Annotated in this window: 21 protein-coding genes; 9 read left to right on the top strand and 12 right to left on the bottom strand. The window is 69.7% G+C overall.

Going from position 1 to position 26,671, the window contains the following annotated elements; all coding sequences use genetic code 11:
- Window positions 1-9 precede the first annotated feature (9 nt).
- Entirely contained in the window at window positions 10-1,221 is a 1,212-nt protein-coding gene (locus tag ABZ863_RS03180) for an MFS transporter (RefSeq protein WP_358530598.1), read from the bottom strand.
- 122 nt (window positions 1,222-1,343) lie between these two features.
- Between ABZ863_RS03180 and ABZ863_RS03175 the strand changes: the two genes are divergently transcribed.
- Window positions 1,344-2,339, top strand: coding sequence for a LysR family transcriptional regulator (locus tag ABZ863_RS03175; RefSeq protein ID WP_358530596.1), 996 nt, complete (start codon window positions 1,344-1,346; stop codon window positions 2,337-2,339).
- On the opposite strand, the gene ABZ863_RS03170 is transcribed toward ABZ863_RS03175, so the two are convergent.
- Window positions 2,303-5,173, bottom strand: coding sequence for an FAD-linked oxidase C-terminal domain-containing protein (locus ABZ863_RS03170; RefSeq protein ID WP_358530594.1), 2,871 nt, complete (start codon window positions 5,171-5,173; stop codon window positions 2,303-2,305). The two genes, ABZ863_RS03175 and ABZ863_RS03170, sit on opposite strands and share 37 nt — an antisense overlap.
- Window positions 5,170-6,345, bottom strand: a complete 1,176-nt coding sequence (locus ABZ863_RS03165; RefSeq protein ID WP_358530592.1) for an aminotransferase class V-fold PLP-dependent enzyme — start codon at window positions 6,343-6,345, stop codon at window positions 5,170-5,172. Before ABZ863_RS03165 ends, ABZ863_RS03170 begins: the two co-directional genes overlap by 4 nt.
- A 144-nt stretch (window positions 6,346-6,489) precedes the next feature.
- Between ABZ863_RS03165 and ABZ863_RS03160 the strand changes: the two genes are divergently transcribed.
- Window positions 6,490-7,830 (top strand): SLC13 family permease, encoded by a 1,341-nt coding sequence (locus tag ABZ863_RS03160; protein WP_358530590.1) that lies wholly within the window; start codon window positions 6,490-6,492, stop codon window positions 7,828-7,830.
- 78 nt (window positions 7,831-7,908) lie between these two features.
- Entirely contained in the window at window positions 7,909-8,673 is a 765-nt protein-coding gene (locus ABZ863_RS03155) for an IclR family transcriptional regulator (protein WP_358530588.1), read from the top strand.
- A 15-nt stretch (window positions 8,674-8,688) separates the two neighbouring features.
- On the opposite strand, the gene ABZ863_RS03150 is transcribed toward ABZ863_RS03155, so the two are convergent.
- Together ABZ863_RS03150 and ABZ863_RS03145 are read right to left on the bottom strand one after the other, a co-directional pair.
- A complete protein-coding gene (locus ABZ863_RS03150; RefSeq protein WP_358530586.1) occupies window positions 8,689-9,462 on the bottom strand; it encodes an enoyl-CoA hydratase/isomerase family protein in 774 nt (257 codons plus the stop codon).
- Window positions 9,459-10,652: a CoA transferase gene (locus ABZ863_RS03145; protein WP_358530584.1), complete on the bottom strand. Its 1,194-nt coding sequence runs from the start codon at window positions 10,650-10,652 to the stop codon at window positions 9,459-9,461. Before ABZ863_RS03145 ends, ABZ863_RS03150 begins: the two co-directional genes overlap by 4 nt.
- Before the next feature lie 135 nt (window positions 10,653-10,787).
- On the opposite strand from ABZ863_RS03145, the gene ABZ863_RS03140 reads away from it, so the two are divergent.
- The 6 genes from ABZ863_RS03140 (at window position 10,788) to ABZ863_RS03115 (ending at window position 17,977) form a co-directional block, all read left to right on the top strand.
- Window positions 10,788-11,933, top strand: coding sequence for a class I tRNA ligase family protein (locus ABZ863_RS03140; protein WP_358530582.1), 1,146 nt, complete (start codon window positions 10,788-10,790; stop codon window positions 11,931-11,933).
- 178 nt (window positions 11,934-12,111) lie between these two features.
- A complete protein-coding gene (locus ABZ863_RS03135; RefSeq protein ID WP_358530580.1) occupies window positions 12,112-13,260 on the top strand; it encodes a DUF222 domain-containing protein in 1,149 nt (382 codons plus the stop codon).
- Window positions 13,261-13,300: 40 nt separating this feature from the next.
- Window positions 13,301-13,840 carry a hypothetical protein gene (locus tag ABZ863_RS03130; protein WP_358530578.1) on the top strand — a complete coding sequence of 180 codons (540 nt, stop codon included), beginning with the start codon at window positions 13,301-13,303 and terminating at the stop codon, window positions 13,838-13,840.
- A gap of 110 nt (window positions 13,841-13,950) precedes the next feature.
- Window positions 13,951-16,338, top strand: a complete 2,388-nt coding sequence (locus ABZ863_RS03125) for a wax ester/triacylglycerol synthase domain-containing protein (protein WP_358530576.1) — start codon at window positions 13,951-13,953, stop codon at window positions 16,336-16,338.
- On the top strand, window positions 16,335-17,240 hold the full coding sequence (locus ABZ863_RS03120) for a DMT family transporter (protein WP_358530574.1): 906 nt from the start codon (window positions 16,335-16,337) through the stop codon (window positions 17,238-17,240). The genes ABZ863_RS03125 and ABZ863_RS03120 overlap by 4 nt, the downstream gene beginning before the upstream one ends.
- Window positions 17,237-17,977, top strand: coding sequence for an SDR family NAD(P)-dependent oxidoreductase (locus ABZ863_RS03115; RefSeq protein ID WP_358530572.1), 741 nt, complete (start codon window positions 17,237-17,239; stop codon window positions 17,975-17,977). Before ABZ863_RS03120 ends, ABZ863_RS03115 begins: the two co-directional genes overlap by 4 nt.
- Here ABZ863_RS03115 and hpnH read toward each other — a convergent pair.
- Genes hpnH through hpnC form a run of 7 tightly spaced genes read right to left on the bottom strand, consistent with a single transcriptional unit; the run spans window position 17,970 to window position 26,473 of the window.
- Window positions 17,970-18,974, bottom strand: a complete 1,005-nt coding sequence (gene hpnH, locus ABZ863_RS03110; protein ID WP_358530570.1) for an adenosyl-hopene transferase HpnH — start codon at window positions 18,972-18,974, stop codon at window positions 17,970-17,972. The genes ABZ863_RS03115 and hpnH overlap by 8 nt on opposite strands.
- On the bottom strand, window positions 18,971-20,482 hold the full coding sequence (locus ABZ863_RS03105) for a 4-hydroxy-3-methylbut-2-enyl diphosphate reductase (RefSeq protein WP_358530568.1): 1,512 nt from the start codon (window positions 20,480-20,482) through the stop codon (window positions 18,971-18,973). Before ABZ863_RS03105 ends, hpnH begins: the two co-directional genes overlap by 4 nt.
- Window positions 20,466-22,385 (bottom strand): squalene--hopene cyclase, encoded by a 1,920-nt coding sequence (shc, locus tag ABZ863_RS03100; protein WP_358530566.1) that lies wholly within the window; start codon window positions 22,383-22,385, stop codon window positions 20,466-20,468. Before shc ends, ABZ863_RS03105 begins: the two co-directional genes overlap by 17 nt.
- On the bottom strand, window positions 22,382-23,389 hold the full coding sequence (locus ABZ863_RS03095; RefSeq protein ID WP_358530564.1) for a polyprenyl synthetase family protein: 1,008 nt from the start codon (window positions 23,387-23,389) through the stop codon (window positions 22,382-22,384). The genes shc and ABZ863_RS03095 overlap by 4 nt, the downstream gene beginning before the upstream one ends.
- A complete protein-coding gene (gene hpnE / locus ABZ863_RS03090) occupies window positions 23,386-24,717 on the bottom strand; it encodes a hydroxysqualene dehydroxylase HpnE (RefSeq protein WP_358530562.1) in 1,332 nt (443 codons plus the stop codon). Before hpnE ends, ABZ863_RS03095 begins: the two co-directional genes overlap by 4 nt.
- Window positions 24,714-25,604 carry a presqualene diphosphate synthase HpnD gene (gene hpnD, locus ABZ863_RS03085; RefSeq protein WP_358530560.1) on the bottom strand — a complete coding sequence of 297 codons (891 nt, stop codon included), beginning with the start codon at window positions 25,602-25,604 and terminating at the stop codon, window positions 24,714-24,716. The genes hpnE and hpnD overlap by 4 nt, the downstream gene beginning before the upstream one ends.
- A complete protein-coding gene (gene hpnC, locus ABZ863_RS03080; protein ID WP_358530558.1) occupies window positions 25,568-26,473 on the bottom strand; it encodes a squalene synthase HpnC in 906 nt (301 codons plus the stop codon). Before hpnC ends, hpnD begins: the two co-directional genes overlap by 37 nt.
- Between the last annotated feature and the right edge of the window lie 198 nt (window positions 26,474-26,671).

Here is a 26,671-nt window from a genome sequence, read left to right as displayed (position 1 = left end):
TGGCAGCAGTCATGATCCGGGCATCTGCGTCGGCGTGGGCAGGAGGAGCGGGGTGGCGAGCAGGAGGACGCCGGAGACGGTGATCGCGGTGAGCGGGCTGGTCAGTGTCGCCAGGATGCCCCAGACCGCGATGAGGGTGGCCTGGACGAGTTTGCTGCTGACGCTCCACGCGGTGAGGACCTGCGCGGCGTGGTTGGCGGGAGTGCGCTGGAGGCGTTCTGTCGCATTGATGGGGTTGAAAATGCCCATGCAGGTGATCAGCAGGCCCTCCACGACGATCACCGTGAGGAGCCCGGCGATGCCGGGTCGGGTGAGGGCGAGGCCCAGCGGGAAGATCGAGCGTAGCCAGGCGGAGATGATCATGACGCGGTGGCGGCCGTAGCGGGCGGCGAGGCGCGCGGACAGGCGGGCACCCACGAAGCCGCCGAGCGCCGGGATTCCGAAGGCGAGACCGTATTGCCAGGCCGAGAAGTGGTAGTGGCCGAGCAGAAGAACGGCCAGTAGCGGAGTGGTGGCCATAATCAGACCGCTGACGGTCACAGAGTTGAGGAACAGACGTCGAAGGACGCTGTCGTGCAGGATGAATCGCCAGCCGTCGAGAAGGCCGCTGGTGCGCGATCCGGTCGGCCGGTCGCGGCTCGCTGCGACGTCGCCCCCGCGAATACGGAGAACTCCGAGCGCGGACAGCAGAAAGCTGAGGGCGTTTGCCGCGACGGTGATGACCGGACCGAACAACGCGATGAGCGCTCCGCCGAACGGCGGGCCCGCCGCGGTCGCCACCCAGTTCGTGCCCTCGAACCTGCCGTTCGCGACAAGGAGGCGGTCGCCGGGGACGAGGTGTTTCAGGTAGGCGCCGGATGCTGCGGTGAACGCGATGCCTGCGGTTCCGGAAATGACTGAGACGAGCAGCAGTTGGCCGTAGGACAGCACGTCGAGGAGATAGGCGATCGGAACGCTCGCCATCGCGAGGAACCGGACCAGGTCCATCACGATCATCACTGGTCGCTTGGCCCGGCGCTCGACCCACGGCCCGAGCGAGACGGCGACAGTTGCGGCGACGGCAAGGCCGGCTGCCTCCAGGAGCGACACGGCGAATGCCGGCGCGTGCAGCACCTGAACAGCGATGAACGGGAACGCCCCGAAGGCGATCCACGTGCCGTAGGTACTCACCGCGTAGGCCGACCACAACCAGCCGAAACCGGACCCCGATCTCACTCGCACGTGCCCCCTTCACAACAACCGGATGGTGACCGCCCGAATCACACCAACCGAACTGCGGCGCGATCAAACAACCTGCTCCCGGCGAGCCACAACGATCAGTTGGGCACGCATACGCTGAAGCGATGGATACGGAGGCATTGCGATCGTTCGTCCGGGCGGTCGAGCTCGGGCAGCTGCAACGTGCCGCCGACGAGCTGGGCGTTACGCAACAGGCGGTCTCCAAACGGATCGCCGCCCTGGAGCGCGAGCTGGAAGTCCGTCTGTTCACCCGCACCGCCCGAGGAGTCGAGCTGACGCTCGATGGTCAGGCGCTTCTCCCGCATGCTCGAAGCATCGTCACACGTGTCGAGCGCGCTGTGACTGCGGTCAAGCCCGGCTCCCGGGCTCTCCGGATCGACGTGCTCGGCCTGCGAAGCGCGCAGGCCGTTGTTCTGCACGATTACTGGCGCGCGCATCCCGAAACCGAACTCGACGTGGTGACCCTCAGGGTGAACGACCCACGCGTGGCGGTCGCCGCCGTCGAATCAGGCGATATCGACGCCTCGTTCCGTACGGTCACCGACCAGACCACGCTGCCACCCGACGTGCACATGATCCACGCGTTCGACTCGCCGCTGGAACTTCTCGTCGGCCCACGGCATCCACTCGCTTCCGCGCGAGGACTGACGCCACCGCAGCTGCGCAAACATCGGATCTGGGTGCCGGGTATCGCACCTCGCAGTGAATGGGCGGAGTTCTACGATCAGCTCGCCACCGACTTCGACCTCCGCATCGACGCTACGGGCCCGAACTTCGGCAACGAAGTTCTCCAGGAGACCCTCGCCGGCTCCGCAGACGTGGCGACCCTCGTCGGCGCGCGCGACCGGTACATCTGGCCGACGAGCTACGACCTGCGCCGCATCCCGATCGTCAATCCGACGTTCGCATACCCGCTCTCGCTCATCCTCCCCAGAACGAATGTGCACCCAGGGCTCCGGGCGATCATCAACCACCTCGGCAGTCTGCCGACGCCCCCCGATTCCACCTGGCGTCCATCCTGGGCAACGACATCGCGGTCGCATCATGGCCGGCAACAGCTGAGTCAGCGCACGGCGGCACGGACCAGCTCGACGGGGTGATGCGCCCGGCGGGTGGTGCCGTGCGCGATCTGCTGGCGGCAGGACACACCCGTCGCCGCGATGATCGTGGCCGGGGGTTCCGCCCGCACCGCGGGGAACAGCCGGTCGGCGCCCACAGTCATCGAGAGGTCGTAGTGTTCTGCCTCGAAACCGAACGAACCGGCCATGCCACAACATCCGGCGTCGAGCTCGACGACCTCGGCGCCCGGGATGCGCTGCAGCAGCGCGACCGTGGCCGCGGTGCCGACCTCCGCCTTCTGGTGGCAGTGGCCGTGGAACAGGATGCGCCTGCCCGCTGGCCAGCTGGCGTCAGCCAGTGGAAGGCGGCCGTCGTCGATGGCCTCCGCCAGCACCTCCTCGACCTGGCGGACGCGGCCCGCGACCGCCACCGCTGCAGGGTCGCCCGGTAGTAAGGACAACGTCTCGTCCCGGAGCGTCAGCACGCAGGACGGCTCGCAGCCGACGATCGGCGCGTCCGACCCGGCGAGCAGCTCCACCAGGTGGCCTGCCTTGCGTTTCGCGTCGTCCACGAGTCCCTTGGACAGGCTCGACCGGCCGCAGCAACCGCGCGTCACCAGACGCACGCGATACCCGGCGCGTTCGAGCAGCTCGACAGCGGCTCGCCCGATCGCCGGTTCCGTGTAAGTGGTGAAGGAATCCGCGAGGAACAGGATCTCGCCCAGCGGCGCGGAATGCGCGGCGCCCCGCCTGCGGAACCAGGCGCCGAGATGCCGCCGCTCGAACCGGGGCAGCGGCCGGTTCGCGGTGATCCCGAGGTGGCGCTGCATGGCCCGGCGCAGTGGGCGCAGCCTGCCGGGCAGGTTCGACAACGGCGCCGTCGCCGCGCCGAGCCGGTTGAGCAGGCGGATCGCGCCGAAGACCCGGGACCGTAGCGGCACGCCATGCAGGTCGTGGTGGTGCGCGAGCGCCTCGGCCTTGAGCGTGGCCATGTCCACACCGAGCGGACATTCGGTCTTGCACGCCTTGCACATCAGGCACAGGTCGAGCACCTCGTGCAACCGCTGATCGCCGAGCGCGGACTTAGGGTCCGGTTCGGACAGTGCCTTGACGAGTGCGTTGGCCCGTCCGCGCGTGGAGTCCTCCTCCTCTCGGGTGGCCATATAGGACGGACACATCACGCCGTTCGTGTTCTTGCGGCACAGGCCGATGTTCATGCACCGGTCGGCGGCCGCCCGCATCCCGCCGACGACCTCGAACGACAGCTTGGTGCGCAGCGGCCCCGGTGCGGGTAGCGCAGGGTCGCGCAGGTGCTCGGTCATCGGCGGCGCGTCGACGATCTTGCCGGGATTGAGGATGCCGCGCGGATCGAACAGCCGCTTCACCTGGCGCATCGCCTCGTACAACTCGTCACCGAAGATCTCCCGGTTGAACTCGCTGCGGGCGAGGCCGTCGCCGTGCTCGCTGGAGTTGACGCCGCCGTAGGCGGTGACGAGATCCTTGACCTCCTCCGCGACCGCCCGCATCGTCGCGATCTGGCCCGGCTCGGTGAGGTCGACGAACGGGCGGACGTGCAGGCAGCCGACCGAACAGTGCCCGTAGAAGCCCGCCCGCAGGCCATGCCGGTCGAGGATCTCCTTGAACCGGGCGGTGTAGTCGGCCAGGTGCTTCGGATCGACCGCGGTGTCCTCGACGAACGCCAGCGGTCTGCGCGTGCCCACACTGGCGGCCATCAGCAGGCCGAGGCTGGACTTGCGGACCTTCAGCAGCGCTGCCTGCTGCTGGGCTGTCACGGCTTCCAACGTGCGGTAACCGTGGTTGTGCTTGCGCCACAACGCAGTAAGGCTCCGCAGCCTGGCGATGAGTTCGCGCTCGTCGTCACCGGTGAAGCTGACGAACAGCAGCGCATCGGGATCGCCTTCGAGGATGGTGCTGAGCGAGGCGTACTCGATCTTCTTCCGCGATAGGTCCACAATGGTGCGATCCATCAGCTCCACGGCGGCGGGGTCACAGGAGAGGGCGTCCTCGGTCGCCGCGATGGCGGCCTGTGTGGCGGTGAAGTGCCCTACCGCGATCACCGTGTGCCGCGGTTTCGGCACGAGGTCCACGAGTGCGCTGGTCGCCACCACGAGCGTGCCCTCGGCACCCACGACGAACTTCGCCAGATCGAACGGCGCCGCGCCGGCGAGCCGGTCGAGCCGGTAGCCGGTCGCGCGGCGCCAGAACTCAGGGAAGCCACGCTCGATCGCATCCCGGTTGTCCTTCACCAACGCAGGAAGCTCCCGGTACAGCGCGCCTTCGAGTGTGGCCGCCGCCGCAACGTGCGGCAGCCGAGCGGAGCTGACCGGTGCGAAATGAGCCGTGGAGGCATCCGAGAGCACCACGTCGAGCTCGCGAACGTGGTCGATCGTCATGCCGTAGCGCACCGAACCGCTGCCGGCGGAGTTGTTGCCGATCATGCCGCCCAGGGTCGCGCGGTTGCTCGTGGACGTGTCCGGGCCGAACATCAGCCCGTGCGGGGCAGCAGCCTGGTTCAGCTGGTCCTGCACCACACCCACCTGAACGCGCGCGGTCCGCGCCTCGGGATCCAGCTCCACGATGTTGTTGAGGTGACGGGACATGTCGAGGACGAGCCCGGCGCCGACGGTCTGCCCGGCGAGGCTGGTGCCTGCGCCGCGCGGCACGATGGGCACCTCGTGCTCACGCGCGGCCGCCACGGCAGCGGCCACATCGTCGGCGTCGCGGGGAAACACCACGCCCAGCGGCATGATCGAGTACATGCTGGCATCGCGGGAGAACAGGTGCCGGGTGTAGTCGTCGAAGCGCACGTCCCCGGCGACCTCGCGCCGGAGCCGCTGTTCCAGCTCGCCGGTCACGCGTCCGCCCTCCGCGCCAGCACCCGCAGCGCGGCGTCGATGCCACCGGCGCGCACCGGCACACCCGCCAGCTCGAGGCCCAGCTGCACCCCGGCGAGCGTCCCGGCGAGCGACACGTCGTTGAAGTGGCCGAGGTGACCGATGCGGAAGACCGTTCCCGCCAGCCTGCCCAGCCCCGCACCCAGTGACATGTTGAACCGGTCGAGAATGACCTCGCGGACCTTGTCCGCATCGTGCCCCTCGGGCACCACCACGGCGGTGAGCGCCGCGGAGTGTTCGCGTTCGTCGAGGCACAGCACGTCGAGACCCCAGGCGCGCACCGCGGCCCTGGTCGCCTCGGCGTGCCGCAGGTGCCGCACGAAGACGTCGGCGAGCCCCTCGTCGGCGAGCATGTGCAGCGCCTCCCGTAGCCCGTAGAGGAGGTTCGTTGCCGGTGTGCTGGGGAAGAAGCCTCGCCGGTTGGCTTCCAGGATGGGGCGCCAGTCCCAATAGGACCTCGGCAGGGACGCGGTCTCCACCGCCTGCAGGGCCTTGCCGCTCAGCGCGTTGAACCCCAGGCCGGGTGGCAGCATCAGGCCCTTCTGCGAGCAGGCGATGGTGACGTCCACCCCCCACTCATCGTGCCGGTAGTCGATGGATCCGAGTGAGGAGATCGTGTCCACGAGCAGCAGGGCGGGATGGCCCGCATCGTCCATCGCGCGCCGGATGTCAGCGATACGACTGGTCACGCCGGTCGAGGTTTCGTTGTGTACCACGCACACGGCTTTGATGACGTGCTCGCGGTCGGCCGCGAGCCGTTCGGCGAGCGTCGCGGGATCGGCACCGTGCCGCCAGTCGCCCGGCACGAAGTCGACCGTCAGCCCGAGCCGCTCGGCAAGCTCTCGCCAGAGTGTCGCGAAATGGCCCGTTTCGAAAGCAAGTACCCGATCGCCAGAACTCAGGGTGTTGACCAGTGCCGCTTCCCACGCTCCGGTACCCGACGACGGATAGCTGACGACCGGGCCCGCGGTGCCGAAAACGGGTTTGATCGCGTCGAGAATGTCGAGCGTGAGCCGGGCGAACTCGGGGCCGCGATGGTCGATCGTGGGCGCCGACATGGCGCGCAGAACCTGCTCGGGAACGTTGGTCGGGCCGGGAATCTGCAGGAAGTGCCGGCCGATCGGCTGTGCCATCGGATTCTCCATCGGTCTATTCAGGACTCTTGACGGTCAAATGTGTCGCGCGCCATACTTCCCCGGTGCGAGATCATGCTTTCGCATTACGGAATAACTGAATTCCGTCGCGGCCACGAGCCAACGTCTGCCTCGAGGAGCCACATGTCCATACAAATCTATTCGATCATTGGCCTTGTCCTCATTTTTCTCCTCGCGACACTGCGCTCTGTGAACATGGGTGCGGTTGCCTTTCTCGGAGCCTTTCTGATCGGCGTTTTCATCTTCGACGAAACGGAAGACGACCTGTTCTCCGGTTTTCCCGGCGATCTGTTCGTCGTACTGGTCGGGGTGACCTTGCTGTTCGCCATCGCCAAGAACAACGGCACGGTCGACTGGCTGATTCACGCCGGTGTGCGCGCCGTGCGAGGCAGAATCGCACTCATCCCGTGGGTGATGTTCCTGGTGACGAGCCTGCTGACGATGGTGGGCGCTGTCGTGCCGGGCGCGGTGGCCATCATGGCGCCGATCGGGCTGAACTTCGCGACACGCTACCGGATCAACCCGCTGCTGATGGGTCTGCTCATCATCAACGGCGCCAGCGCCGGCGGCTTCTCCCCCATCAGCATCTTCGGCAGCATCACCAACGGGGTCGTCGAGCGTAGCGGTCTGCCCGGCAGCCCGGTGCTGCTGTGGGTCAGCTCGTTCGTCTTCAATGCCGCGCTCAGCGTGGTGGTGTTCTTCCTCTTCGGCGGCAAGCAGCTGCTGCGCAGGCGGATCACCACCACCGAGGAACCGCCTGCGGGGCCGGACAACGACTCCGGCGGCTCCATCGGCGACGAGCCGGCCGGTGGTGCCGGCACGACGACGGCGACCCGGACGAGCGCGCCGGCGGTCACCGCGGTGAGGCTGAACGCGCAGCGGACCGTGACCCTCATCGGCCTCGTCGTCCTCGCGGTCGGCGCGCTGGCGCTGGAGTTCGATGTCGGCCTGCTCGCGCTCAGCATCGCGACCGTCATCTGTGTCCTGTCTCCGCAGGCCACGAAGGGCTGCGTCGCGCAGGTCGCCTGGCCGACCGTCCTGCTGATCTGTGGTGTGGTGACCTACGTGAGCCTGATGGAACGCGTCGGAACCATCGAGTTCCTCGGTGACAGCGTCGCCGGAATCGGCATCCCGTTGCTGGCCGCCTTCGTGATCTGCCTCATCGGCGGCGCGGTGTCGGCGTTCGCGTCGACGACCGGCATTCTCGGCGCGCTCATCCCGCTCGCGGTGCCGTTCCTGCTCACCGGTCAGGTCGGCGCGGTCGGCCTGATCATCGCGCTCGCACTGTCGTCGTCGGTGGTGGACTCCTCGCCGTTCTCCACCAGCGGTGCGCTCGTGGTCGCCAGCGCACCGGAGGAAGTGCGGGACACCGTGTTCCGCAGGCTGATGGTCTGGGGCATGAGCATGATCGTCGTAGCGCCCGTGACCGCCTGCCTGATCTTCGTCGTGCCGGGCTGGCTCTGACGCGATGGGAGCTCGCCGGCGCGGCCGTTCCAGGCGGCGCCGGCGGGCAACGGGCGGAACAGTCTCTAGACTCTGTGCATGAGCGAGGGAATGCGCACGGTTCTGTCGGCCTTCCGCGTGCTCGAGGAAGTCGCCTACGCCCAGCCTGTCGGGGTCGGCGAGCTCGCGCGCAGGCTGAGCCTGCCGAAGAGCACCGTGCAGCGCTCCCTGCGGACATTGTGGACGGCCGGCTGGATCTGCCCGGACGGCGCCGAGACCACCCGGTGGGTGCTCACCACGCGCGCCCTGCACATCGGGCAGCGCGCGATCGCCGACATCAGTGTGCGCGACGCGGCCGCCGCCATCATGCACGAGCTGCGCCGGGAGACCGGGGAGACCGCGCATCTGATGGTGCGCCAAGGTGATCGCGCGGTGCTGATCGAGCGCGTCGAGACCGACCATCCCATCCGCGCGGTGATCGCACTGGGCAGTGCCGTCCCACTCCACGGATCGTCCAACGGCAAGGCGATGCTCGCCTGGCTTCCGGCCGAGCAGGTACAGGACATCCTCGGCGAACGGCTGGAACGCTACACCGGCAACACGATCGTCGACTGGGCCGAGTTCTTCGCCGAGCTGGAGCTGGTGCGCACCCGTGGCTACGCCTCGAACGTCGGCGAGTGGCGAACCGACATCACGGCTGTCGCCTCGCCGATCTTCGACCACGAGGGCCAGCCCGTGGCGAGTATCTCGGTATCGGCGCCCGCCAGCCGGATGCCCGAGGAGCTGCGGGGGTCCTACGGCAAACTGGTGATCGAGGCAGCGCAGCGCATCAGCGCGACTCTCGGCTGTCGCCGTCCCGCCTGAGCGCGGCACGGCGGTTCACCGGCCCCGCCACTGGGGCGTGCGCTTGTCGACGAAGGCCGTGACGCCCTCGTGGAAGTCCGCGCTGCCGTAGCACATCACGACCAGGTCGTCGCCGGACGGCAGGCTGTGTTCCCGCAGTCGGCGCATCGCGACCTTGGCTGCGCGCATCGTCAGCGGCGCCTGCGCGGCCAGCTGCTCGCACAGCCGCGTCACGCGACTGTCGAGTGTGGACTCTTCGACGACCTCGGAGGCCAGACCGGCCTGTAACGCATCCGCGGCGTCGACAAAGCCTGCCGTGTAGATGAGGTGGATGGCCCTGGCGGCACCGATCAGGTGCGCGAGCCGGGCGTAGTTGGCCATCGACAGACAGTTGCCGACCGTGCGGGCGATCGGCAACCCGAACCGCGCGTTCGGCGTGCAGATCCGCAGATCGCAACAGGCCGCAATGGACAGTCCGCCACCGGTGGCGTACCCGTCGACGACAGCGATCGTCGGCACACGTACCTCTTCCAGCCGTGTCAGGACCGCCTCGATCCGGCGCTCGTAGGCGAGACCGTCCTCGGCGCCGTGAAAATCCAGGAACTGCGCGATGTCGGTGCCGGCGACGAACGCCTTGTCACCGGCGCCGCGCAGCACCGCCACACGCACCGCGTCGTCCGCGTCGACCCGCTCACAGAACTCGACGAGGGCGTCGTACATGGCCCACGTCATCGCGTTGCGTGCCTCGGGCCGGTTGAACGTGGCGACGGCGACGGGTCCGGTGAGTTCGGTCAGCAGCTGGGCGGTCATCCCACGGCTCCCTCGGCTCGTAACGTGCGGATCTCCTCGCCGGTACAGCCCATCGCGCGCAGCAGCTCGTCGGTGTGTTCGCCCAGTCCGGGGGCAGGCCTCCGGATGTCGCCGGGGGTCTGGGTGAGCTTGACGGGGATACCGAGTGCGCGCACCCGGCCCTCGGTCGGATGGTCGAGCTCCACCACCATCTCGCGCGCGAGCGTGTGCGGATCCTCGCAGGACTGTTGATAGTCCCGGATGGGCCCGGCCGGGACACCGGCTTCGAGGAGTGCCTCGACCCAGTCGTCGACATCGCGTTCCCGCAAGGTCACGCCGAGTTCCGCGGCCAGTTCGGCACGCCGCCGCACGCGGTCGGTATTGGTGACGAACCGCGAGTCCGCCACCAGGTCCGGTCTGTCGAGCACTGTGCACAGTCGCTGCCAGAGGCGCTCGTTGTTGGCGCCGATGGTGAGGTACCCATCGCGCGCGGGCAGCGCCTGGTAGGGCGCGTTGACCCGGTGCGCTGAGCCGAGTCGCTCTGGCGCCTGCCCGGTCGCCCACAGCTCGGCGGTTTCCCAAATGGACAGTGCGAGCGCCGCGTCGTAGAGCGAGGTGTCCACGGCCTGACCCTGTCCCGTCTTCTCCCGCGACAGGCACGCGCTGAGGATGCCGATCGCGCAGAACAGGCCCGCGGACAGGTCGGCGACGGGCACGCCACACTTGACGGGGTCGCCGTCCACGTCACCGGTGACGCTCATGACGCCCGACATCGCCTGCGCGATCAGGTCATAGCCGGGCCGCTGCGCGTACGGCCCGGTCTGACCGAAGCCGGAAATGGACGCGTACACGAGCCGCTCGTTGTGTGCCCGCAGCGCCGGATAGTCCACGCCGAGCCGGGCCGCCACGCCCGGCCGGAAGCTCTCGACGACGACGTCGGCACCGCGCACGAGGCGGTAGAAGGCGTCCCTGCCACCGGGATGCTTGAGGTCGAGCGCGATGCTGCGTTTGTTGCGGTTGACCGCGAGAAACGCAGCGCTCTCCCCATGCGGCAGGCGATGCCCGGTCGCCTGCCGCGTGGCGTCACCGGTGCCCATGGGCTCGACCTTGATCACGTTCGCGCCGAGGTCGCCGAGTAGCTGACAGCAGTAGGGACCGGCCATGACCTGGGTCAGGTCGATGACCGTCAGGTGGTCGAGCGCGAACGCCATAGTTACCCGCCCTGATCGAACCGGCGCTGTGCCGTGTTACGGCACAGCTGTTCAGACACGGCACGACTGTACGAGTGTTGCCGTCGAGGGGTCAAGAGACTCGCGGTCGACGGTCTGGTGCGGGATGGTGACGGAATGACGTTCGAGTCCCTGGCACGAAGGCACCCGGCCTCCGGCGCGACCGCGGTGACGATCGGCGGCAGGCAAGTGCACCTGCTCGACCGCGCGCGGATCTACGCCTGCGGGATCACGCCCTACGACGTCACCCACCTCGGACACGCCGCCACGTTCGTCTGGGTGGACATCCTGCGCCGCGTACTTCGCGTGCTCGGCGTCGAACCGATCGTCTGCCGCAACGTCACCGACGTCGACGATGTGCTCCTGACCGCGTCCCGGCAGGCCGGTATCGCCTACGAGCACTTCGCCGCCTTCCAGGAGTTCCGCTTCGCCGGCGACATGGCGGCACTCGGCGTGCGGGCCCCGGATTTCGAGCCGCGGGCGCACAGCTACATCGACCCGGTGATCCGGCTCGCGGCGGCGTTGCTGGAGACCGGCACCGCCTACGCCCGCGCCGGGTCCGTCTACTTCCGCGGTCGCGGCGTCATGACACGTACCGGGCTCAACGAGTCGGACGCACTGCGGATCGCGGCCGAGTACGGCGGCAGGCCAGATGACCCCGCCAAGGAAGATCCTCTGGATGTCGCCGTCTGGCAGGCCGCCGAGCCGGGCCACCCGGCGTGGGACTCGCCGTGGGGGCCGGGTCGGCCGGGGTGGCATGCCGAATGCGTCGCGATGTCGGGCTCCGTGTTCGGCGTCGGCGTTGACTTCCACGCCGGGGGTGCCGATCTCCGTTTCCCGCATCATGCCTACCACGCGCGAATAACCGAGGCGTTCAGCGGCGTGACGCCGTACGCACGGGCGTGGCTGCACGTCGGAACCGTGCTGGTGGATGGGCGAAAGATGGCGAAATCGGCCGGCAATCTCGTGCTGGTCGACGAACTCTTGTCCAGCTATCCGGCTGCCGTCGTCCGGCTCGCTCTCATCGACCGCCCGTGGAACGAGAGTTGGGAGTACACACGCGCGGCACTCGACTTGGCAGCCGTTCGGCTCGAGCAACTGCACCGTGCTGCTGGGAGGCCCATCGAGACGCGCTCGTCCGAGGTCGAGCGGATTCGGTTGCTACTGGCCGATGAGCTGAACGTGTCTGGGGCGCTCGATCTTGCTGTTGAGACCGGTGGTCGTGCTGCTCGGATGTTGGTTGCGGCGTTGGGACTTGCTTGATCTTGCCGGATTTCGGTTTGAGTGGTTGGGTTTCAGGCACGCCTTCGGCGCGCCGTGTGAAACTGTCGCTCCACGGGGCGACTTGGTCTCACTGTCCACTAGCGACAGTTCCCCACGGTCCGGGTATCGTTGTCGTCTTACTTGTAGTGGTCTACTCGTTTGCGGTATGATCGGTCTTGTGGGGAATTCGTTGTTAGGTCAACAGATTCGAGACCAGATCTTGGCTCTCAATCAGGTCAAGATGCGTGCTGACGCCTTGTTGCATAGGGCCGTGAGCTTGCTCGATGAGGATCTGGGACATACACCCGATGCGGCTGCTGAATTGGCGTTGCTGTTGTCGGTTAGTGAGCAGCACGCTCGGCGGGTTCTGGATCTGTCCACTGTGCTGGTTCATCGGCTTCCGCAGACTTTGACTGCCATGGAGTCCGGTGTACTCGATTCCTATCGGGCATACAAGGTTGCCAGCGCTACCGCCTGGCTCGACGACGAGCAAGCTCGCGAAGTCGACTCGGCCGTCGCCCCCAAACTGGAAGGTAAGAATCCCCATCAAGTGCGGCGGGTTGCCACGTACTGGGCGATGAAAGCCGATCCTGAGGGCGCTGCTCGAAGGGCTGCCGTTCGCCGGAGCGAGCGGTCGGTGCAGTTGCTGCCCGACGAGGACGGAATGTCCACATTGCTCGCTGACCTGCCTGCCGAGGTTGCCTCATCCGCCTACGCTCGGATTGATCGGATGGCCCGCACCCTCCGTGGCACCAACGAATCCCGCACCCTCGACCAACTCCGTGCTGACGTGTTCGCCGAACTGCTGCTCGGTTCGCACACCGCCGGTTCCGGAGCCAAGGCCGATGTCCACGTCTACGTCGATCTGACCACCCTCGCCGGATTGAACGACAATCCCGCACAGTTGGCCGGTTATGGTCCGATTCCCGGCTCGGTGGCATGGGAAATCGCCCACCAGCCCTCCTCGACCTGGCAGCGGATCGTCACCGATCCCCTCACCGGAGCGCCGGTCGACGTGGGGCGACAACGGTATCGCCCGCCGGCGGTCACCGACGAATTCGTGCGAGTCCGGGATCGCGAATGCCGCTTCCCCTCGTGCCATCGGCCCGCGCACTTCGGCGACAACGACCACCACACCCCGTGGAACCGCGAGGGAACTACCAACAAGGCGAATCTGGTCAACCTCTGCCGCCGGCACCATCGACTCAAGGACCGACCCGGGTGGACCTACCACCTCAAGCGAGAAACCGGCGCAGTCACCGTCACCACACCCACCGGGGGCACATACACGAGCCACCCCGAACCCCTCCACGACCCACCCTGGTGACTCGACCATCATCGGGTAACGATCAACGGTGGAGGGTGTCTTGAGTGGCGAACTCGTGAAGAGCCTGCTGGAAAGAACGGCTCGGGCTCTTCCGGCCTGGCACGTCGCGGATCTCGACGGGTGGTGGCTACGCCACTCCCCTGGCTGTTCCTGGTGGGTGGGAACGGTGCTGCCACACAGTGCCGCCTCGCCGGAGGACCTGGCGAAGCGGATCGGTGGGGCGGAACAGTTCTATGCCAGCCGCAACGCCGCCGCCCGGTTCCAGATCAGCCCCGGTGCGTGCCCGGCCGAACTCGACGCCGTCCTGGCGGAGCGTGGCTACCGCCGTCACAGCGTGATCTCGTTGCAGGTGGCCTCGACCGCACAAGTCGTTGCGCCGCCGGGCTCACTGCGGGTGCGCCCGGACGACCAGCCGACCCGCCCCTGGTTCGAGAGCTGGAACGCCGTGCAGGGTCACGTTACGGACGCGCGCATGCTCCACCGTGTCGAACAGCCGCCTGCCTACGCCTCGGCACTCCGCCTGTACGAGCGGGCGGGTTTCCGCGAACTGAGTCCTTTCCACTACCGCACCGCGGGGTGAGACCGACCCCGGTCGCAAATGTCCGTTGTGTTGCCGTGTCACCTGCTCGCACCCGGGGTACTGTTTCGCCACAGGGCCTGGTGGTATCCGTCATGGGGTGGGGACAGGCGGTGGGGACAACGACTGCGACTTCGGAGCCGGGCGCACCACGGCGGCTGCTGATCGTGTCGGCGACGATGGGTGAAGGGCACAACGCGACCGGTCGCGCGCTCGGGGCCGCGGCCCGGCAGGTCTGGCCCGAGGTCGACGTGCAATGGGTCGATGTGCTCGACGCGATGGGCCGTGGCACAGGACCGCTCTTCCGCCGCATCTACGCGGTCAGCGTAACCCGGCTGCCGTGGCTCTACGAGTTCTTCTACGCCTCGATCTGGCGGCACCGCTGGTTCGCGCGCGCAGCCAAACGCGTCATCGGGGCGTGGAGCGGCCGGCGCCTCGCCCCCCACATCGACCGGGCCCGCCCCGACCTGGTGCTGTCGACCTACCCGATGGGCACCACCGGCCTCGAGTGGCTCCGCCGCCACCGGGGCCTCGCGATACCCACGGCCGCATGGATCTCCGACTTCGCCCCGCACCCTTCGTGGGTACACGAGGGTGTGGACGCCAACCTGGTCATGCACGACGTCGCGGTCGCACCGGCCCGCCGCGAGGTTCCTGGCGCCCCGGTGAAGGTCTCCGCTCCCCCGGTGCCGGCCATCTTCGCCATCGGCGAACGGAAGGCCGCCAGGCAACAGCTCGGGTTACCGGAGTCCGGCCTCGTCGCGCTCGTCTCGGGCGGGTCACTCGGCTTCGGCCGCGCCGGCACAACCGCGCGCGAACTGCTCGACGGCGATCCGGACGCCCACGTCCTGGTGGTCGCCGGGTACAACGACCGGCTGCAGCGCACGCTGCGCCGGGAGTTCGCCGGCGACCACCGGGTCCACGTGCTCGGCTGGGTCGACGACATGGCCCGCCTCATGACCGCCGCCGACCTCGTCGTCACCAACGCCGGTGGGGCGACCGCGCTGGAAGCCCTCGCCTGCGGCCGCGCCGTCGCGGTACACGACCCGATCGCCGGGCACGGCCGCGCCAACGCCCAGCTGATGGCCGACGCCGGGCTCGCCGTCGTCTGCACCCGCCCCGGCGAGCTGGCACACACGGTGCGGCAGTTCGCCACCGAACCACGACGGCTGCGCGCGCTCGAAGACGCGGCACTGCGCCACGCGTCGGCACACCGGCTCGAAGACGACCTGCGTGCACTCGCCCGAACCGCGCAGCAACCGCGGTCGCGCCCGCTGCCCGCGCCGGACGCGCTGTTCCTGCACGCCAGCACCACGCGGGTGCCGCAGTACGTCGGAACGGTGCTGGTGTTCGAGGCCGGCCCCGCGCTCACCCGTGAAGCCACCGCCGGGCTACTGGCCACCGTGCCCGGCGTCACCGGCCGGCTCCTGCCTGCCACCCTGTTCCGCGCCGCCCGCTGGGACGCCGGCACCGGCATCGACCCGATCCGGCTGGTGGACGAGACGGCGACCGACGACCTCACGAGCGCCGTCGACGAGTTCTTCTCCGAACCGCTGGACTACTCCCGGGCCGTCGGCGCCGCCCGCACCGTCACCGGCCTGCCCGACGGTCGCCGCGCAGTCCTGGTCAAGCTGCACCACGCCCTCGGCGACGGCATGACGGTGCTGCAGGCCCTGCTGTCCGGCACAGACACCAGCACCGGGCTGTCCTGGGCCGTGCGGCCGACGATCTCCATGAACGGCAACGGTTTCCGGCCCGATCCCCGGCGCGTGGCTCGCGGGCTGTGGCGGCTGGCCCGCGCCGGCCGCGCCCCGGTCACCCCGCTCGACGGGCCGATCCCGAGTCCGCAGCGGCAGCACGCGCTGGTGCGCCTGCCCGGCAGGCAGGTCCGCCAGACGGCACGCGCGCTCGGGGTCACCCCCGCCGACCTACTGAAGGCGGTGTTCGCCGACGCGCTGCACGACGTGCTCGACGCCGGAGCCGACACGCGGTTCCGGCTCATGGTGCCGTGGTCGCTGCGTGGCACCGAGAGCCTGCGCACGGCAGGCAACCACACCGGCGCGGTGCCCGCCGACCTGCCGGTGGGTCCCATGAACGCGCGAGACCGGGCGATGCTCGTGGCCGACGCGCTACGGGAGCGCATCGACGCCGGCGTCCCGGAGGCCGCACACACGGTCGTCCGCCTGATCGGCCTGCTGCCGCCGCCGTTGCACGTCGCCGCGGCACGGGCCGTCTATCGCGGCACCTGGTTCAACGCGATCGGGACGATCATGCCGGGGCCGCGCAGGGAGGTCCGGTGGCAGGGCTGCGTGCTGTCCGCGGCGTACCCCGTGCTCGCACTCGCGCCCGGCTCCGGGCTGGCCTGGGGAGCGATGACCTGGGGTGACGGGATCACCATGGTCCTCACCGGCACTCCCCCACATGGCCCGCTGATCGACCGCATCGCCAAGCGCATCGACGCGGTGGTCGCTGAACTGGCCGGTGAGCACGGCGGACCATGAACGACTCGGGCACGGCACTGTGGATCGCTGTCCCAGCCGCGATTCTCGCCGCGGCTGCGTTCGGACTCACCGGGGCGCTACAGCACCGCGCCGCGCGCCGCGTCGAGGGCGGCGGGCCCGTGCAGTGGGGGCTGGTGTTCACCCTGCTGCGCCAGCCGCTGTGGCTGCTGTCGCTGGTCGCCAACGGTCTCGGTATCGCACTGCAGTGGATCGCACTGAGCATGGCGCCGCTGGCCTTCGTCCAGCCGCTGCTGGTCACCGGGCTGGTCTTCGCGGTGTTCTGCACCAGCGCGCTGCGCCGTCAGCGGCCCGACGCCGTGGTGCTGCTCGGCGCGGCCCTGTGTGTTGCCGGGCTCGCCACCTTCTTCGCCATCGCCGAGCCCGAGCCAGGGCACGGGGAGCTGGCGCTCGGCGAGGTCGTGCCGCTGGCGGGCGGACTCGCGGTGCTCATCGGGATCTGCGTTGCCATCGCCGTCCGGCTACCGGGACGGGCGCGCGTACTGGCGCTGGCCACGGCGACCGGGGTGCTCTACGGCGTCACCGCAGGGCTGACCAAGCTGGCCTCCGAGGACCTCCGCAAGGGCGTCGTGACGCTGCTGACGAACTGGCACTTCTACCTCGTCGTCATCTGCGGCGTCACCGGGTTCCTGCTGAGCCAGAACGCGTTCCGGGTCGGGGTGGCACTCTCCCCCGCGCTCGCGGTGATCGTCGCGCTCGACCCGCTGGTCAGCATCGGCGTCGGCGTGCTCTGGCTCGGGGAGAGCCTGCCCAGCAACCCGGCCCAGGTGCTCGGGCAGGTGCTGGGGCTGGCGATCGTCATCGCGGGCATCGCCATCCTCAGCCGGCGGGCGCCGCAGACCGCGCAGGCACCACCCGATCCATCGAGAAGGGAAGCAACATGATCGGACCGGCAACAACCGCCGTGGTGACCGGTGGCTCGTCGGGCATCGGCGCCGCGACCGCGCAGCTGCTGGCGTACCGAGGCTGCCAGGTGCTCGTCGTGGGCCGCGACGCCGTTGCGCTGGCCGGGGTCGCCCGGCGCACCGGAGGCCGCGCGTGCACCACGGACCTCGCCGAACCCGGTGCAGCGGCGCGAGTGCTGGCCGAGGCTGGCGAGGTGGACCTGCTGGTGTGCAACGCGGGCGTGGGCTGGGCCGGCCAGCTGACGGACATGCCCGGCGAGGCCCTCGAACAGCTCGTGCGGACCAACCTGCTCGCCCCCATGCGGCTCGTGCGGGAGGCGTTGCCCGGCATGCTCGCCCGCGGCCGCGGGCACATCGTGCTGGTGTCCTCGATCGCAGGAAGCATGAGCGTGGCGCAGGAAGCGGTGTACTCGGCCACGAAAGCGGGGCTGGACGCCTTCGGCGCGAGCGTGCGCGGTGAGGTCGCCGGGCGCGGCGTCGGGGTCACGATCGTCGTGCCCGGTGTGGTCGACACTCCGTTCTTCGCTCGCCGGGGCGTTCCCTACGCACGGCACCGCCCTCGTCCGGTGCCCGCTGGGAAGGTCGCCACCGCACTCGTCGCCGCCGTCGAACGTGGGAAGGCCGAGGTGTTCGTCCCGCGCTGGCTGCGCCTGCCCGCCCGGCTCCGCGGCAGCGCGCCGGTACTCACCGACGCGCTGCAACGCCGGTTCACCTGACCGCGCGGATCGACTCCTTCAGCGAGCTCATCGTGGCCAGCACAGATGTCGGCTCGTAGCCACAGTGCGCCATGCAGTTCGCGCACCGCGGGTCGCGGCCCCGGCCGTACTTGGTCCACTCGGTTTCCTCGATCAGCTCCTGGTAGGTCTTGGCATGGCCGTCGCTCATCAGATAGCACGGCTTCTGCCAGCCGAACAGCGTGTACAGCGGGACGCCCCACGCCGTGCACTCGAAGTCCACCTTGCCCTCGAGGAAGTCGAGGAACAGTGGGGAATGCACCAGCCGCCAGCGTTTCCGGTTGCCGCCGGCGAAGGTCTTGCGGAACAGTTCCCGCGTTTCCTGCACGCCAAGGAAATGCTGCTGATCCGGCGCCTTCTCGTAGGCGTAGGCCGGCGAGAGCATCAGCGAGTCGATCTCGAGGTCGTCGTTGAGGTAGTCGAGGACGTCGATGACGCTCTGCGGTGTGTCGGTATTGAACACGGTCGTGTTGGTGGTGACGCGGAAACCGCGCCGCTTCACCTCGCGAATGGCCGCGACCGCCTCGTCGAAGACCCCGTCCTTGGCCACCGCGGCATCGTGCCGTTCCCGCAACCCATCAATGTGGACGGTGAACGCGAAGTACTTGGAGGGCTTGAGGTCCAGCTTGTCGAGCTTCTTGCGGAGCAGCACCGCGTTCGTGCACAGGAAAACGTACTTCTTGCGCTTGACGAGCTCGTTGACCATCCGGTCGATCTCCGGGTGCATGAGGGGCTCACCACCGGCGATCGACACCATCGGCGCACCGCACTCCTCGACCGCGGCCACCGCCTGCTCGACCGGCATCCGCTGCTTGAGAATGTGCGCCGGGTGCTGGATCTTGCCGCACCCGCCGCACTTCAGGTTGCAGGCGAGGATCGGCTCCAGTTCCATGATGAACGGGAACTTCTTCCGTCCGCGCAGCTTCTGGGTCACGACATGGCGCGCGACGCGCACGGCTTGGTGCATGGGCATGTTCATCGGTGCCACACCTCCTTGGGAAGGCTGAAGTTCACGGTTTCGGTCGCGGTGGTGCGCTCCTGCGCCTCCACCGTTCCGAGACCGGCCAGGGCATCGACGATCTCGTCCACCAACACCGTCGGTGCCGACGCTCCGGCGGACAACCCGATGGTGCGGGCGCCCACCAGCCATTCGAGGTCGATCTCGTGCACGTTGTCCACCAGGTAGGCCCTGGCGCCCTCACGCTGGGCCACCTCGACGAGGCGGCGCGAGTTCGAGGAGTTCGGCGACCCGGCGACCAGCACGACATCCGATTCGCGCGCGACCACCCGCACCGCGTCCTGCCGGTTGGTCGTGGCGTAGCAGATATCGTCGGAACCGGGCCCACTCAACGCCGGGAACCGAGCACGCAGCGCGTCCACGACGCTCTCCGCCTCGTCCATCGCGAGCGTGGTCTGCATCAGGTAGGAGACCTTCGCCGGGTCCTCCACCTCGAGTGTCTCCACATCCTCCGGTTTCTCCACGAGCACTGTGCGATCGGGCGCCTCGCCCAGTGTTCCCTCCACCTCCTCGTGACCGGCGTGCCCGATGAGGAACACGGTGTGCCCGTCCCGCGCGAACCGCCGCGCCTCACCGTGCACTTTGGACACCAGCGGGCACGTCGCGTCGACGACGTCGAGCCGGCGCACCGACGCTGCGCGTCGCACAGCCGGGGACACACCGTGCGCCGAGAACACGACGGTCGCGTTCTCCGGCACCTCGTCGAGCTCGTCCACGAACACCGCGCCACGCCGTTCGAGCTCGCCGACGACCCGGGAGTTGTGCACGATCTGCTTGCGCACGTAGATCGGCGGCTCCTGCCGGTCGAGCAGCCGCTCCACGATCTCCACCGCCCGGTCGACTCCGGCGCAGAACGAACGCGGACCGGCCAGCAGCACCTTGCGCGGCCCGGCCGCGGCTGCCCAGCGGCGTAGCGCAGGGCCGATCCTGCGCAAGGCCGACAGCGCGGCGATCCCGCCCGGCACGGTGGCCGGGTGCAGCAGGGACCGGGTCGGGGTGTCGACCACCGCCCGCACCACCACGGCGGGACGGGAGGCGATCATGTCGAGCAGCCGCGCCGACTCCATGTCCACCGCGATCGCCCCATCCAGCGCGAGCCGGGCGCCCTCCGGTTGCCAGACCACGTGGTCGGTCTCGACGATCGGGCCGATGTGGACGGTCAGGCCGAGCTTGCGCAGCTCGGTCGCCAGCAGTGGTGCAGACCGGCAGCGGTGGGTGCCCTGCGCCGAACGGACCTCGCTTGCCACCACGAGGTCACCGGGCCGTAGACCGCCCACCAGAGCGCCGGCGACACCGGCGACGGCCACCGGCCGTGCCGGGTGCTGCCGGAGCACGGCCTCGACCCGCCGGGCGCGCCGTGCATGCGGGCCGGCCCGCACCACACATCCACCGTGCAGCCCGCGCCGGACGCTGCTCGCCTCGAGCATCAGTGGAGAGACGACGACCAGGTCGTCATCCGTTGTGTTCATGTTTGGTCACCTCCACGTATCGGCCGAGCGCCGTGAGCGGGAAGACAAGCCGGTACAGGTGGTAGTTGATGTAGAAGTCGCCGGGGAAACCCGTGCCGGTGAACTGTGGTTCGTCCCAGCCGCCGTCGGCGCGCTGGGTGCGCACGAGCCAGTCCACCCCGCGCCGCACCGGCTCACCACGCTCGCCGGCGGCGAGCAGGGCCAGCAGCGCCCACGCCGTCTGCGACGCGGTGGTGTCCCCCTTGCCGACCCAGTCCGGGTCCGCGTACGACCGCATGTCCTCACCCCAGCCGCCATCCGGGTTCTGATGCCGGACCAGCCAGTCGACGGCCCTGCGCACCGACTGGTGCGACAGCGGCAGCCCACAGGCCACCAGGGCGGGTACCACCGCGCCGGTGCCGTACACATAGTTGGCGCCCCACCGGCCGAACCACGAGCCGTCGGGCTCCTGGTGGTCCAGCAGCCAGCGGACACCCCGCCGGGCCCGGTCGCTGCCCGAGCGGCCTCGCGCGGCGAGCATCTCCACCACATGCGCCGTGACATCCGCCGACGGCGGGTCGATGACGGCGCCGAAGTCGCAGAACGGCAGCTTCTCGCACAGCGTCCTGGTGTTGTCGGCGTCGAACGCGCCCCAGCCGCCGTCCCGGGACTGCATCCCGTTGACCCACGCGGTGGCACGGTCCAGTGCCGCGCGCAGCCGGACCGGCTCCGGGTGCGCGACACGCTCCAGGCCGAGCACGATCTCGGCCGTGTCGTCGGTGTCCGGGTAGTAGTCGTTGGCGAACTCGAAAGCCCAGCCGGACGGCTGCAGGTGCGGCCGCCGCACCTGCCAGTCACCACCGGTGCTGATCTCCTCCCGCAACGTCCAGTCCGTTGCCCGCAGCAGCGCCGGATCGTCGGCGGGCAGGCCGCCGTCGAGCAGGGCGGTGATGGCGAGCGCGGTGTCCCACACCGGCGACTGGCACGCCTCGAGCCTGCGCACCCAGCCGTCCGGGGTGCGCTCACGGATCGTGAAGCCGTCCAGCCCGTCCAGCGCTTTGCGGATCACCGGATGGTCGATGTCGTAACCACGCAACGTCAGGGCGAGGATCGAGTACACCCAGGGCGGCTGGATGCCACCCCAGCCGCCGTCGGCCTCCTGGCGCTCCAGGATCCAGCGTTCGGCGCGGGCGAGCGCGATCCCGCGCAACGGCTTGACCGGGAGCCGTTCCAGCCGGTGCAGCACGGTGTCCAGCCGTTCGAAGGCACCGGCCCAGCTCAGCACCGGGTCCAGTTCCGGCGCGGGGGTACCGGTGCGCAGTTCGCGCACGCTCACGCCGAGGGACCTGCTGGGCCGGGCGGCGCCCACGACGGTCAGCGGTACGACGGTCTGCCGCGCCCAGCACGCCCAGTCGTAGATGTTGAGCGGGAACCAGTCGGGCAGCAGCATCAGCTCGGGTGGCAGGACCGGCAGGTCGTCCCACGACCACTCGCCGAACAGGGCGAGCCAAATGCGGGTGAACACCCTGGTGGCCTCGATCCCGCCGTGGTCGAGGATGTAGTCCCTGGCCCGGCGCAGGTGCGGCGCGCCGACCGGATCCCCCGCCATGCGCAGCGCCACGTACGCCTCGACGGTGGTGGACAGGTCCGCGGGCCCGTCGTGGAAGTTCGCCCAGGTGCCGTCGTCACGCTGGCAGGAGCGGATCCACCGCGCCGACTCGGCGAGCAGCTGGTCGTCGAGCACACCGAGGAACTGCCGCAGCATCAGGTCCTCGGCGTCCATCGTCACGTTGGTCTCGAGCTCGCCCTTCCACCAGCCCTCCTCGTGCTGCAGCGAGAGCAGGTACTCGCGGGCCCGCGCGGTGGCCTCCCGCGCCTCCTGCAGACCCGTGAGACCCGTGGTCTGCTCGATCACCCCGCTCATCTCTCTCGCTCCACGATGAACCGCGTGAGGTCGCGCAGCGCCGAATGGATGGGCTCCGGCGGGTTGAGCCGGTCCAGACACGACTGTGCCTGCCCGACGTACTGGTTCGCCCGGTCGCGGGTCCAGGCCAGTGCACCGGACCGCTCGATCAACTCTGCCATCGTGTGGAGCTCCTCCTCGGTGGGCGGATCGGGTCGCCGGTACACCTCGAGCAACGCCGCGCCGGCGCCGGTGCCGGAGTCCAGCGCCGCGACCACGGGAACCGACTTCTTGCGCACGCGCAGATCTGCCAGCACCGGCTTGCCGGTGACCTCGGGACTTCCCCAGATCCCCAGTAGGTCGTCGACGAGCTGGAAAGCCATGCCGAGGCACTGGCCGAACTCGGCGAGCAGTGCCGCGGCGACCGGGCTCGCCCGGCCGAGCAGCGCACCCACCTCGGCGGCACAGCGCATCAGCGCGGCCGTCTTGCCGTCTGTCATCTCCAGGCATTCCCGCAGCCCAACATCCGTACGCTGCTCGAACTCCACGTCCCGGCTCTGCCCCGCGATGAGGTCCTGCACGGAGGTGGTGAGACAGCGCGATGCCGCCGGATCGCCGGCGCGGTCCAGTACATCGACGGCCAGGGTCAGCAGGGCGTCGCCGGCGAGGATCGCCGCCGGCGTACCGAACAACCGCCACACCGTCGGCCGGTGCCTGCGCTCGGGGTCGCCGTCCATCACGTCGTCGTGCAGCAGCGAGAAGTTGTGCACCAGTTCCACGGCGACGGCACCGGGCAGTGCCGCCTCGGGGCCTGCCCGCACGGCCTGGGCGGACAACAGCGCGAGCGCGGGCCGCAGTGCCTTGCCCGCACCGGCGTCGCGGGGCTGGTCGTGCTCGTCGGTCCAGCCGAGGTGGTAGCTGACCACCCGGCGGATCGGCGGTGTCAGCTCTTCGACCGCCGCGCGCAGCGCGGGCTGGACCAGCGTCTGTGTCGCGGTCACCTCGGTCGGCAGTGTGACGGTCACCGGAGACCTCCAGCGAGGTGTGTGGTGACGAGGTCAGCGGCTTCGTGTCCGCTCCGCACGGCTCCCTCCATCGTGTCGGGCCACCCCGTGGCGGTCCACGCGCCGGCGAGCGCGAGCCCCGGCAGGCGGGTCCGCGCCGGGGGCCGCAGCCGCCCGCTACCCGGTCCCTGCCGGAACGTGGCCCGCCGTTCCCTGGTGGCGAAGAACTGCGTGCACGGTGTCGCCGCCGCAGCAGGCAGCAGCCGGCCCAGCTCTGCGAGGAAGGTCTCGCGCAGAGCCGCGACGGGCGTGTCGAGCCAGGTGTGCGCCGCCGACAGCGAGACGACCAGGTACTGGCCGGTCTCGAGTCCGGCCACGTCGGTCCGGTCGAACAGCCACTGCACCGGGGAACCGACCGCCGCGGCGAACGGCAGCTCGGTGACCTGGTCTGCGAAGACCGCGTGCACGTTGACGATCGGGGCGGCGCCGAGCCGGGCCAGGCGCTCCGCCGCCAGTCCCGCGGGTGCGGGGCAGACCTGCGCCGCCGCGTCGGGTGGCACGGCGAGGACGACGCCGTCGGCGTCCAACTTTTCGCCGTCGAGCGTCACGGTGAACCCGGTGGCCGTGGGTTCGATGCCGCGCACCGGGCTGCGCAGCCGGATCTCCGCGCTACGGGTGAGCAGGTACTTCTCGGCAGGCCGTACGTGCAGGTCGGCGAGCGGCCAGCGGGGAATGCCGATGTCGGCGCCATCGGCCCGATCGAGCAGCGCGGTGCGGAACACCATGGCCGCGAGCGCGAGCGAGGCCTGCTCGGCATCGCAGTTCAGCGCCGCCACCGAGATCAGGTTCCACAGGGCGTCGCGGGTGGCCGCGTTCTGGCCGTGCTGGCCGAGCCAGTCGCCGAAGCTGCGCTCGTCCAGCGCGCCGTCGCGGGGGTCGAGCCGCCGCATCGCCGCGGCGGCACGGAACACGCGCAGCCGGTCGGCCACCGGCAGCGCGCCGTAGCGGGCGATTCCGGCGACCAGGTGCAGTGGTGCCGGGCCGCCGGTGCGGGCCAGCTCGGTGCGGGTGCCCTCCGGGGTGAGGACCGGCAGGCGGAACCGGTCCTGCAGCGCGATGCCCTCGGCGGTGCCGAGCCGCGCCAGCAGCGCCTGGTACTCGGTGCAGCAGCGCAACACCACGTGCTGGCCGTTGTCGACGGCGAGCCCATCGCGGTGGAAGGTGAACGTGGCCCCGCCGAGGCGGCTGCGCGCCTCCAGCAGCGTCACGCGCGCGCCCGCGTCTGCCAGGTCGCAGGCGGCGGTGAGGCCGGCCAGCCCACCACCGACGACGACAACGTGCCCGGTCACGGTGTCGCTCCCGCCAGCGCACGCGCCGCGACCGCCAGCTTCTCCCAGTCCGGCAGCGACGTGCGCCCACGCAGCACCAAGCGCGGGCGCAGGGTCATCCGCCGCAGCAGCCGGTGGTAGATGCCGGTCATCGCCGCGCAGCAGGCGCGGCTGCGCGGGTCCAGCGCAGGTAGCAACTGCAGCCCGCGGGCGTACCATTCCTCGGCCCGTGCCGCCTGGTACTCCAGCAGCGCGACCAGGCGGTCCTCACTGTCGGTGAGCGCGCCCGAGTCGTCCAGTTCGAGCGTGCAGCCGAACCGGCCCAACTCGGCGGCGGGAAGGTAGATCCGCCCGTTGCGGCGGTCTTCCAGTACATCGCGCAGGATGTTCGTCAGCTGCAGGGCAATCCCGAGGTCATCGGCGATCGGCTCGTCGCGGGCCCGGTCGGCACTGCCGAACACAGCCAGTGACAGCCTGCCGATCGATCCGGCCACGCACCGGCAGTAGTGGTGCAGTTCCTCGAACGTTTCGTAGCTGGTGCCGAGGACGTCGGCGCGACAGCCGTCGATGAGCTCGTCGAACGCGCCGAGCGGGAGATCGAACCGCCCTGCCGCGTGGGCAAGACCGGCCAGCACCGGATCCTCGCTCGCCGTGCTGAGCGCGTGCAGCTCCTCCCTGGCCTGCTCCAGTGCCCCGAGCTTGGCTTCGGGGTCCAGCTCCCCGTCGCCGATGTCGTCGATGCGGCGGGCGAACGCGTAGACCGCGCTGAGCGCACGGCGCTGCGGTGCGGGCAGGAGCCGGATGCCATAGGAGAAGTTGCGGGCCTGCTGCCGCGTCACGCGTTCGCACACAGCGTAGGCGGCGGCCGGGTTCACCGCGCACCACCGGTGAACAGCAGCTGTGCCCATTCCGCGGCGAGCCGCGCCCGCGCCGGCCGCGGCGAGCCTGCCCAGACGTCGAAGCCCGCATCGGCCAGTGCGACGGCGGTCGCCCTGCCACCGGCCACGTAGCCGGCGACGGCGGCGCGCGCGGCACCGGACAGCGTGCCCACCAGCGGCATGCCCTCGTCGAGCAGCGCCACCGCACGCTGCACCTCGTAACCCACCAGCGCACGCAGCTCCCGGCTCGCCTGCCCGGCGAGCAGCGCGGCCTCGGTGACCCCGAAGCGTTCGAGGTCCTCGCCCGGCAGGTAGATACGGCCGGCGCGGGCGTCTTCGGCGACGTCCTGGCAGTGCTCCAGTACCTGCAGCGCCGAGCAGATCCGGTCGGAGAGCCACTCCCGCTGCGGTGTCGTGACACCGAAGACCCCGAGCACGAGCCTGCCGACCGGATCGGCCGACAGGGTGCAGTAGCCCAACAGGTCGTCGAACGTGCGGTAACGCCGCACCGACTGGTCCCGCCGGTTGGCCTCGACCAGCCGCTCGAAGGGCTCCCGCGGCAGACCACACGCGCGAATGGTCCCGGCCAGGTTCCGGTAGAGCGGTGCCGCCGGCGCCCTGCCGATATAGATGCGGTCCAGCTCGCGCGACACCGTATCGAGCCGGGTCAGGCGGTCGCCGGACGACTCGTCGCCGAGGTCGTCGACCATCCGGGCGAAGGCGTAGATGGACAACAGGTGTCTGCGTTGGGCCGCAGGCAGTAACCGCAGCGCGACGGGAAAGTTCTCGGTGCGGGCCTTGGCGAGCACCCGTTGCGGCGACGGAACGGGTTCGACGCCCTCCTCAGCGGCGCCGGCCGGTCGTCGTTCTTGCCTGAGCGGCTGTTCCGCGGGTCTCAATCACGCCTCCAACACGAAGCAGGGACTCGAAAGCGAGCTCTGTGCGGACTCGACCGGCAATGAACCTGCTGGTCCAGGCCAGGTCCCGGTCCGGCAGCGCTGCCGGACCCTTCACCGGATGGAGTTTGCCGAGCGCGTGCATGTAATCCGCCTCGTCCCGTTTGGGCCAGTGCACCGAACGTCAGAGCATGGGAAACC

The organism is Saccharomonospora sp. NPDC046836 (assembly GCF_040645195.1).
In the GTDB taxonomy this organism is placed as follows: Bacteria; Actinomycetota; Actinomycetes; order Mycobacteriales; family Pseudonocardiaceae; genus Prauserella_A.
Note: the sequence above shows the minus strand (reverse complement) of the source record. Positions and strands in the feature narration are given on the sequence as shown.